This window comes from Micromonospora sp. NPDC005254, from assembly GCF_042872525.1.
Classification (GTDB): Bacteria; Actinomycetota; Actinomycetes; order Mycobacteriales; family Micromonosporaceae; genus Micromonospora.
This window is the reverse complement of the sequence record NZ_JBIAKM010000009.1, coordinates 75,017-83,794: the sequence shown is the minus strand read 5'-3', so window position 1 is coordinate 83,794 and position 8,778 is coordinate 75,017. Positions and strand designations below refer to the sequence as shown.

At 71.9% G+C, this 8,778-nt stretch carries 8 protein-coding genes; 3 read left to right on the top strand and 5 right to left on the bottom strand.

The genetic code is table 11. The features are described 5' to 3' along the window. Positions 1 to 88 precede the first annotated feature (88 nt). Genes ACFYPR_RS25760 through ACFYPR_RS25750 form a run of 3 tightly spaced genes read left to right on the top strand, consistent with a single transcriptional unit; the run spans position 89 to position 3,272 of the window. Positions 89 to 658 carry a DUF5987 family protein gene (locus ACFYPR_RS25760; RefSeq protein WP_387262860.1) on the top strand — a complete coding sequence of 190 codons (570 nt, stop codon included), beginning with the start codon at positions 89 to 91 and terminating at the stop codon, positions 656 to 658. Beyond that, a complete protein-coding gene (locus tag ACFYPR_RS25755; RefSeq protein ID WP_354856208.1) occupies positions 655 to 2,292 on the top strand; it encodes a GMC family oxidoreductase in 1,638 nt (545 codons plus the stop codon). Before ACFYPR_RS25760 ends, ACFYPR_RS25755 begins: the two co-directional genes overlap by 4 nt. Further along, on the top strand, positions 2,289 to 3,272 hold the full coding sequence (locus ACFYPR_RS25750) for a carboxymuconolactone decarboxylase family protein (RefSeq protein WP_387262857.1): 984 nt from the start codon (positions 2,289 to 2,291) through the stop codon (positions 3,270 to 3,272). The genes ACFYPR_RS25755 and ACFYPR_RS25750 overlap by 4 nt, the downstream gene beginning before the upstream one ends. Before the next feature lie 57 nt (positions 3,273 to 3,329). Here the strand turns inward: ACFYPR_RS25750 and ACFYPR_RS25745 are convergent, their stop codons facing one another. The 5 genes from ACFYPR_RS25745 to ACFYPR_RS25725 all read right to left on the bottom strand — a co-directional run bounded on the left by ACFYPR_RS25745 (position 3,330) and on the right by ACFYPR_RS25725 (position 8,629). After that, positions 3,330 to 3,779, bottom strand: coding sequence for an SCP2 sterol-binding domain-containing protein (locus ACFYPR_RS25745; protein WP_354856210.1), 450 nt, complete (start codon positions 3,777 to 3,779; stop codon positions 3,330 to 3,332). Positions 3,780 to 3,814: 35 nt separating this feature from the next. Then, a complete protein-coding gene (locus ACFYPR_RS25740) occupies positions 3,815 to 4,798 on the bottom strand; it encodes a DUF1702 family protein (RefSeq protein WP_354856211.1) in 984 nt (327 codons plus the stop codon). A gap of 195 nt (positions 4,799 to 4,993) precedes the next feature. Continuing rightward, entirely contained in the window at positions 4,994 to 5,794 is an 801-nt protein-coding gene (locus tag ACFYPR_RS25735; RefSeq protein ID WP_354856212.1) for a TIGR03084 family metal-binding protein, read from the bottom strand. Positions 5,795 to 5,833: 39 nt separating this feature from the next. Then, positions 5,834 to 7,270, bottom strand: coding sequence for an MFS transporter (locus ACFYPR_RS25730; RefSeq protein WP_354856213.1), 1,437 nt, complete (start codon positions 7,268 to 7,270; stop codon positions 5,834 to 5,836). Positions 7,271 to 7,303: 33 nt separating this feature from the next. Continuing rightward, complete coding sequence (locus ACFYPR_RS25725; protein WP_354856214.1) at positions 7,304 to 8,629, bottom strand: FAD-binding monooxygenase; 1,326 nt, start codon at positions 8,627 to 8,629, stop codon at positions 7,304 to 7,306. Between the last annotated feature and the right edge of the window lie 149 nt (positions 8,630 to 8,778).

The window sequence follows — 8,778 nt, the reverse complement described above, 5'->3', positions numbered from 1 at the left end:
GAACGCGGGGGGTGGCCCATACCACGATGACTGGCATCCGAACGACACCTCCGGAATTGACGTCCGGACTTCCGCAAAGGAGCGTGCCGTGGAATCCGACGAAGCGGCCGAACACCGGGTGCGCACGATGATTCTGGAGGCATTCGCCGACACCATCATCCCGGGCGAGAAACGCGGCCCTGACGATGCGGCGATCGCCGGCGTCGACGTCGGCGGCGGTGCCGTCACGGGCGGCGCGATCGAACTGCTCGAAGACCCCGCCGGAGGGCTGGCGCCGGCGCTCGACACGATCTGCGTGGAACTCGACGAGTACGCCCGGGAGCACGCCGCCGCCACGGGCCTCGACCTGAACCCGGACCTGCCGCCCTTCGTGGGCCTGCCGTTCGAGGCCCGGACCGCGCTGATCGAGAAGCTGACCAGCCCCGATCACCCGGACAAGCAGATGTGGGTGGGGCTGGCGCTCTTCTGCAACATGGCCTTCGACAGCGCGCCACACCTGCACACCGTGGACGCGTTGGCCGCCGGGCATCCGGGCCTGCTGGCGATGAGGTACGAGACGCCCGACCCGGACGGGCTCTGGCGGTTCCCCACGTTCTCGTACGGCCGGCAGCTCGCCAACCCCCACCCGTCCACCACCGCCACGGGGAGCCCGGCATGACGGCCACCGAGTCCACCGACGTCCTGGTCATCGGCAGCGGCTTCGGCGGCGCCATTGCCGCGTACCACCTCGCCGCCGGCGGGGCCCGGGTGAAGGTCTTCGAGCGTGGCCCGTGGCTCAAGGCCGACGATTTCGAGCACGACTTCAAGCTGGGCGCGTCGTACACCCGGGTCTTCGACTTCGTCATCGGCGACGGCATGAGCGTGCTGGGCGGCAACTGCGTTGGTGGCGGCAGCGTGGTCTACTTCGCCACGATGCCGCGGGCGCCACGCTTCGTCTTCGAGCGCCACGGCAGCATCGGGCGACGCATGTGGCCCGCCGCCATCAGCCGCGACACCCTGGAGCCCTGGTACGACCGGGTGGCCGAGGCGCTGCCGGTGACCCAGCAGACGTGGGACCGGGTCCCGTACGCCGGTGGCCTGTTCGCCGCCGCCTGCCACCACGCCGGACGTACCGCCAACCCGGCGCCGTCGGCCATCGACGTGGGCATGTGCACGAACTGCAACTGGATGATGGCCGGCTGCCGCTTCGACGCCAAACGCTCGCTGCTGCTCAACTACCTGCCGGCCGCCCTGGCGCACGGCGCCGAGATCCGGCCGCTGCACGAGGTGCAGCACCTGGTCCGTAACGCCGACGGCAGCTACCGGGTCCACTATCGCGTCGTCGACGAGGAGGACTACCGGATCCTGCACGGCGAGGGGACGATCGACGCGAAGATCGTCGTGATCGCCGCCGGCGCGGGCGCCACACCGGTGATCCTGCAACGCTCGGAGCCGCACCTGGGCCGGATGCCGCACGCGGTCGGGCGGTACTTCTCCGGCAACGGTGAGCGCCTCAACACGGCCGTGTTCGACGAGGATCGGGTCCGCGAGGTGCTGAAGCTGTCGCGGCCGGACGGACGGGCCTACGAGGCGTACCAGATCGGGCGAGGTCCGACGGTCGCCAGCTGGGACCGGCTCGACGGCGCCCTGCCCGAGTTCGAGCGCTACTCCCTCGAACAGCTCTACTTCCCGCCCGCGCTGGGCACGATCCTGGCGCAGGTGCCCGACGCGAGCCCCAGCTGGTTCGGCCGGGACAAGAAGGAGATGCTGCGCCGCTGGCAGTCGTGGCTGACGATCTTCACGATGTCGGAGGACGACAACGAGGGCGTCTTCGGCCCGCCGCCGGAGACCGGCAACGCCCACCGCTTCTCGCAGCAGATGCTGGGCCACGGCCCGCTGCGGTACCGGCCCACGGCGAACACGTGGCGCGGATGGTCGCTGGCCGACGCCGACGTCAAGGACATCCTTGAGCGCGACGGGCTGTCCCGCGTGATGCCGTGGACGAACGACCTGGTGGGCGCGTACACCGTGCATCCCCTCGCCTCGTGCCGCATCGGCGACGACCCGGCGACCTCGGCCCTGGACGACCGCCACGAGCTGCGCGGGCACCCGGGCATCTTCGTGACCGACGGTTCCGCGGTGCCCGGCGCGTTGACGGTCAACCCGGCCTCGACGATCGCGGCCCTCGCCGAACGCGCCATGCCGGGCATCGTGCGGGCCGCACAGGAGCGGGGTGTCGAGGTGACCTACGGTGCGCCGTCGCCGGACGGCGAGACCGCCGGACGGCGTGCGATCGCCCGCCTGCGGTCATGAGTTTCACGGTCGCCGGGCTCACGCGGCGGGCCACCTTCGCGCACCTGCGACACGTCACCCCGGTACCTCCGGAGGCCGCGCCGGTGCGGGTCCGTCAGGTGTACGAGCAGGTCGAACGCGACTTCGGCCTGCTCGCACCGCCCATCGCCCTGCACGCCGCCGCGCCGGGACTGCTCGCCGCGGCCTGGTGCATCCTGCGGGAGACCCTGCTCGTCTCGGGCACGACGAGCCGTCGGGAGCGCGAGGCGGTGGCGGCCGCGGTGTCGGCTGCCAACACCTGTCCCTACTGCGTGGACGTCCACCAGGCAGCCGTACGCGGGCTCGGGCGCCGGGGCGCCTCGCCGCTTCCGACGGTCCTGTCGCCGGAGCTGATCGGCGTGGCCGTCGACTTCCACTACCTCAACCGCATGGTGAACGTCTTCCTGCGGGACTCACCGCTGGCGGCGGTTCCCGCTCCCCTGCTCGGTGGCGCCCGGAGCGTCGCGGCACGGTTGATGGGTCGGCTGGCCGGCCGGGAGGCGGTGGCCGGGCAGTCCCTGCCGTTGCTGCCCGGCACGGCCGGCACGGTGCGGCGCCTGCCGGACGACCTCCGCTGGGCGGCGGGGCTGCCACACGTCGCCGCCGCCATGACGGGAGCGGCGGCGGTGATCGAGGACGCCGGGCAGCGGTCGGTGCCTCCTGCCGTACGCCTGCTGGTACGCGAGTGCCTCGTCGACGACGAGGCTCCGGACGACCTGGCGGGGGTGGCGGACTGGCTCGACTCACGGCTGGCGGGTCTGTCCTCTGCGGACCGGGCAACCGGACGACTGGCGATGCTCGTCGCCTTCGCCTCGTACCGGGTGCCCGACTCGGCGGTGGCCGCGGTCCGTGCCGAGGGCCACGACGACGCGGCGTTGCTCGGCCTGGCGGCCTGGGCCGCCCTGACCGCGGCACGCCGGCACGGCGACGCGCTCGCCACGGCGTACGAAACGGCGGGTTGACCGGCGAACGTCGGCCGGCCTCGGCCGGGGCCGGCCGAGCCGGCCGAGCCGGCCCTGTCAGACCTTCGGCACGTCGAACAGGGAGGGGAACTTCGCGATCAGCGCGAGGTCGCCCCGGGTCCGCAGTCGGCCCTTCATCGTCAGCACGACCGGATGCGCGTTGCCGGTCACCACCAGCAGGAAGTCGGCGCCGCCGATCGTCAGCGTCAGCTTGGGCTCGCGATCGGCGACGGGCGACACCCGGCACACCCCGTCCGCGATCTCCAGCTGGTAGCGGTCGACACCGCGGTCGGGCCGGTCACCGATCACCCAGTGGATGACGGCGTCGAGACCGGCGGCCCGGTCGGCCCGGAACACGTCCGGCATCCGCCGAAAGATCTCCTGCAACAGGGCGTCCCGGCGTTCCCCACTCATCAGCGCGCGGACGTCCGGCATCGGGGTGCTCTTGACGAAGATGGCGAGATCACGGGGCGCCAGCGCCGCCGGATCGGCGTTGTTGGTGGTCATCGAAGGCTCCTCTGGTCGTCGTCCGCGCGCGGGTCCTAGCTGTCGCTGACGCCGGCGGGCTGAATGACCCGCTCACGGATCACCCGCCGCCACTCCTCGTAGGCCAGGCCGTCGGCGGGCGCGTCGACCGCCGCGGCATCGGCCAGCTCGGCGGCGGCCTCCGACGACAGGCCGGTCAGCGCCCGCGCCGCCGCGTCGGTGTGCTCCGGGCAGTAGCCCGCCCACGTCCGCGCCTTGGCCGCGAAGACCGCGCCCTGGGCGAGGTGCGGGCCGTACTCGCCGGCCAACGACCGCAACGACTCGAAGCCCGCGGTGTCGCACCCGCCGGCGAACGTCGCGGCCAGTCCCACACCGCTCCACAGGTCCGCGCGGCGCGGGGCCGCGAAGCCGTCGACGGTCGCGGCCACCGCCGCCGGATCGGCCGCGTGCCGGAACCACAGCGCCCGGCCGACGCCCTGGTCGAACGCCCGCGGGAAGTAGTCGGCGTGCCCCTGCCACGGGTACGGCCGCGGCCGTCGCTGCCCGACGATCCAGGTGGCCTGGTCGAAGTACGCCTTGTCGAAGCCGTAGCCGTCGACGGCCAGCCAGCTCATCGTCGGGTGGTAGGGGATCCCGGTGAGGTCCGGCAGCACCTTGCGCCACAACACGCGCGGCAGCCGGGCCATCGCGAAGCCGATGCCGATGCAGGCGAGGAAGTAGTGCGGGCGCCCCGGCCCTTCCAGCAACTCACGGGTACGGGAACCGCCTGCCGTCGCATCGAGCACGGTGTAGGCCATCGTCGCGCCCTCGTAGGCGAAGCCACGACGTTCCGGGTCCACGAGAGCGAGCCGGCGTTCCAGCTCGGCGACGCTCGGACCCTCGATCCCCCACTCGAAGCCGCAGACCACCGCCTGCGGGATCGCCTCCAGGTGGACTGTGGTGGCGGAGGCCGTGACCGGGAATCCGAGCGCGGCGAAGGAGACCTGCTCCAGCGAAGGCGCGAGAACCATGCGGCGCATCGACCCGAACACTCTCGACATACCGGCCACCCTTCGTTCGGTGCCACGGCGGCGGTCACCGCGACGATTTCATCCTGGCCGGGTTCGAGGAGCTGCGCGTCTCCGAGCGTGCCCGGTCGGTTCCCGGCCCTGCGCTGGGCTTTCGGCGTGGTCCCGCATGGTCGGGTGGGACCGGCGTCGCCGCCGGGTGTGTCCACCCGGCGACGACGCCTCAGATCAGTTGGCGAACTGACCCGGCTCCCGGCCTGGGCCGGCGGGGCCCCGATAGGCCTGGGCGATCTCCAACCAGTGCGTGGCGACGTCCCCCTGGGCACGGACCGCGAGATCGTCGCGGTGCCGGCGGCGGGTGACCAGGAGGCAGAAGTCCTCAGCGGGCCCGGTGACGCGCTCCGGCGACTCGGCTGGGCCGAACTCCCACAGCGCGCCGGACGGCGCGGTGATCTCGAAGCGGAACTCGACGTCCGGGGTTTCGAGGCCGCGCGCCTGGTAACCGAAGTCCCAGGTCCGGACCGCGAATCCCACGATCTGCCCGATCCGGTCGGTGAACGTGCGCCGGACGCCGAGGGCGTCGGCGATGTCCTGGCCGTGGGCGAAGAGTTCCATCATCCCGGCCATGGCCAGCACCGCCGCCGGCAGCGGGCGCACCAACCACGGGACGAGCTGGTTCATCGGCAGGGCGCCCAGCGCCTTCTCGGCCCACGCCCGCTCCTCACGCCAGCGCCGCAACAACTCGGCGGGTTCCTCGGCGAGGTAGCCGGACAGTGCCGCGGTCACGTTGGCGTTGAAGTCGGCGCCCAGCCGTCCCGTCATGGCGACGAACTGGTCGGGGTCGGCCGCCGCGAGTCCGGCCATGCGGAAGGTGGCCGCGAGGTGGGCGATCTGGTGGGCGACGGTCCAGCCGGGCGCGGGGGTCGGCAGCGCCCACGCGGCCACGTCGAGGTCGCTGACCAGGCGGTCGAGGTCGTCGCCGTCGGCGGCCAGGTCGGCGATCACCTTGGGATACTGGTGTTCGGTCACTGTTCTGCCTCTCAGTTCGATGGCGTCCGGACAGCCCGGTCAGTGCCGGGGGACGGTCGCGAGTTCGGTGGGGGCGACCTGCCGGCGTCCGCCCAGCAGGGCGATGGCGATGACGAGCCCGAGGGCGGTGAAGATCGCGCAGGTGATGAACGCGGGGCGGAAGCCCGCCGCGGGCCCGGCGTCGGCCGAGAAGGAGACGAGCACGGTCGACACGATGGCGATCCCCAGACCGCCGCCGATCTGCTGGGAGGCGGTGTTCATCCCCGACGCGAGGCCGAGATCGGTCTCGGCGACACCGGCGAGAGCAGCCGCCGAGGCCGCTACCGTGCCGAGCCCCAGGCCGGTGCCGAAGACGAACAGCCCGATGAACAGCCCGACGGACGAGCCACCGGCCGCCACCGCCTGCGCCAGCAGCAGGCTGCCGGCACCGAGCAGGACGAGGCAGATCGCCGCCACCGGCCGAAAGCCGTACCGCGTGATGAACGACTGCCCGGCGTACGAACCGACCAACGCCATCAGTGGCATGATCGACTGCCGGATGCCGGATTCCAGCGGGGTGTCCCCGAGCGGGCCCTGGGTGTACTGGGCGATCGCCAGCGACATCCCGAAGGCACACATGATCATGGTGACCATGACCAGGTTGCCGCCGACCAGAGACGCCGAGCGCAGCAGCCGCAGCGGCAGCAGGGGCACGCTGGACCGGGCCTCGATGGCGACGAACACCAGGGCCAGCACGATCGCGGCGGCGGCGGTGCTCAGGGTCTGGACGCTGAGCCAGCCCTCCGCCGGCGCGGTCACGAGGGCGTAGATCACGAGCACCAGCGCCGCGGTGCTCGTCACGGCGCCCGCGACGTCGTACGTGCGCGTGGCGTTCAGGTCCCGGCTCTCGCGCAGCAGGACCGGGATCAGGGCCAGCATCAGAAGCGCCACCGGCACGTTGACGAAGAAGACGGCGGGCCAGCCGAAGCTGCTGGTGAGCCAGCCGCCGATGAGCAGACCCACGGTCGCGCCGACACCGGCGATGCCGGCCCAGCCGGCCAGGGCGAGATGCCGCTCGCGGCCCTCCGGGAACATGCTGGTGAGGATCGAGAGCGCGGTCGGCGCCATCAGAGCCGCCGAGAGGCCGTGCACGGCCCGGGCGGCGATCAGCACCTCGCCGTTCCACGCGAAGCCCGAGGCCAGCGAGACCAGCAGGAACAGCACCGTGCCGGCGAAGAACATCCGGCGACGCCCGAGCAGGTCGGCGGCTCGGCCACCGAGCAGCAGCAGGCCACCGAAGGTGACAAGGTTGGCGCTGAGCACCCACTGGGCCGCGCTGGGCGCCAGTCGCAGGTCGGCGCCGATCGTCGGCAGCGCCAGGATGACGATCTGCGTGTCGAGGATGACCATGAAGTTCGCGGTGCACAGCAGGACGAGCGCCCACCATCGGCGCGAGTCCGGCGGCGCTGCGGTGCCGGCGAGCTGAGCTGTGTCCATGTCGCTGTCCTTCGTCTCGATGGCTGAAGCGGGTCAGCGCCGCGAGCGCAGCACGCGGGAGATGATCGCGGGGCGCATGAGAGCCTGCGGCGGGTCGACGAGGCCCGCGGAGCGCAGGAAGGCAGTCGTCAGCACGCCGTCGTGAGCCGCTGCCGCCTGCAGGCGGGGGATGTACAGATTGCCCATCCGCACCTTCGCCGTCCGTCGGCCCACGACACCGGGGAAGCCGAGGTCGGCTCCGGCTGACATGTCCCAGGGCGCGTCGATGAGCCGGGACAGGTCGCGGAAGAAGGCCCGCGGCGCCGGCGGACCGGAGAGCACGTGTTCACCAAGCAATCGGGCGGACATCGCCGCCACCGTCATGCCCTGGCCGTAGACGGGGTTGAAGACGCACGCGGCGTCACCGAGGACGATCAGCCCATCCGGCGTCCGCGCCAGCCGATCGTAGCGTCGACGGATGCTCGCCGGGAACCGGAAAGAAGCCGCCGGCCCCATCGGCTCGGCGTCGCGGACCGCCTTGTAGATCTCCGGCACGGGCAGGGACTGCACGTACGCCAGGAAGCCCTCGTGGTCGGTCGGCGGCCGGTCGCCCAGGATGCCGGTCAGCGAGACGGCGTACCGGTCGGGCATCCGGGCGAAGATCGCGCCGCGCGGCTGCGCCGGGGTGGCGACCGGGAGCAGCGCGATGTCCTCGCCGATCGGGTCGAACGACAGCGGGCCGTGAAAGTCCATAGTGGTGTACGTCAGGTCCATCTTGACCCGTTCCTCCGGGACCCGCTGGTAGCCCAGCTCCTCCAGCCAGAGCGGCGTCCGCGAGCCGCGTCCGGTGGTGTCGACGACCAGATCGGCGTCGAGGACCTCCTCGGGTGCGCCCGGCGCCCGTCCCTGCACGCGGACGCCGGCTATCCGCTGCCGGTCCGGCGACGCGACCAGACCCACGATGTCGGTGCGCTCTCGATAGGTGACGTTGCCGAGGGCCCGAACCCGGGCCCGTACGCGCGACTCGAGCAGCGGCCGACCACTCGCGACGCAGACCAGCCCGGTCTCGGCCTTACGGATCATCTGGCCGTTGAAGTACCAGCTGAGGCTGGTGCCGAAGTCGCCGATCGGCACCCCGCCGGCCACCAGCTCGTCGGTGAAACCCGGGAACAGCTCCTCCAGGATCTGCTGGCCGCGGGCGAGCAGAGCGTGGATGTGGTGGCCCTGTGGCGCCGCCTGGCGGGGCTCCACCGGCCCGAAGAGGTCGTCGCGGTCGACGACGGTGACCCTCTCGCAGGCCGGGGACAACACCCGGGCCGCCAGTGATCCGGCGACGCTGCCGCCGAGGACCACCGCATGCGCAATCAGCGGAACGCCCATTACCGTCAGCCTCCTGGATTGGGACAAGAATCAATTGTTGCCAGTTATGGTATCGACCGGAAGCGCCATTACTTCTTCCAGAATGCTCTGTCCGGAAAGGGATTCCGGAAGCCTTTCCGGCCCACCTTCGCATCGCTAACATGGTCCGC

Coding starts and splice junctions, on each gene's coding strand:
- ACFYPR_RS25750 (WP_387262857.1), top strand. CDS start 2,289: ATGAGTTTCACGGTCGCCGGGCTCACGCGGCGGGCCACCTTCGCGCAC.
- ACFYPR_RS25725 (WP_354856214.1), bottom strand. CDS start 8,629: ATGGGCGTTCCGCTGATTGCGCATGCGGTGGTCCTCGGCGGCAGCGTC.
- ACFYPR_RS25730 (WP_354856213.1), bottom strand. CDS start 7,270: ATGGACACAGCTCAGCTCGCCGGCACCGCAGCGCCGCCGGACTCGCGC.
- ACFYPR_RS25740 (WP_354856211.1), bottom strand. CDS start 4,798: ATGTCGAGAGTGTTCGGGTCGATGCGCCGCATGGTTCTCGCGCCTTCG.
- ACFYPR_RS25755 (WP_354856208.1), top strand. CDS start 655: ATGACGGCCACCGAGTCCACCGACGTCCTGGTCATCGGCAGCGGCTTC.
- ACFYPR_RS25745 (WP_354856210.1), bottom strand. CDS start 3,779: ATGACCACCAACAACGCCGATCCGGCGGCGCTGGCGCCCCGTGATCTC.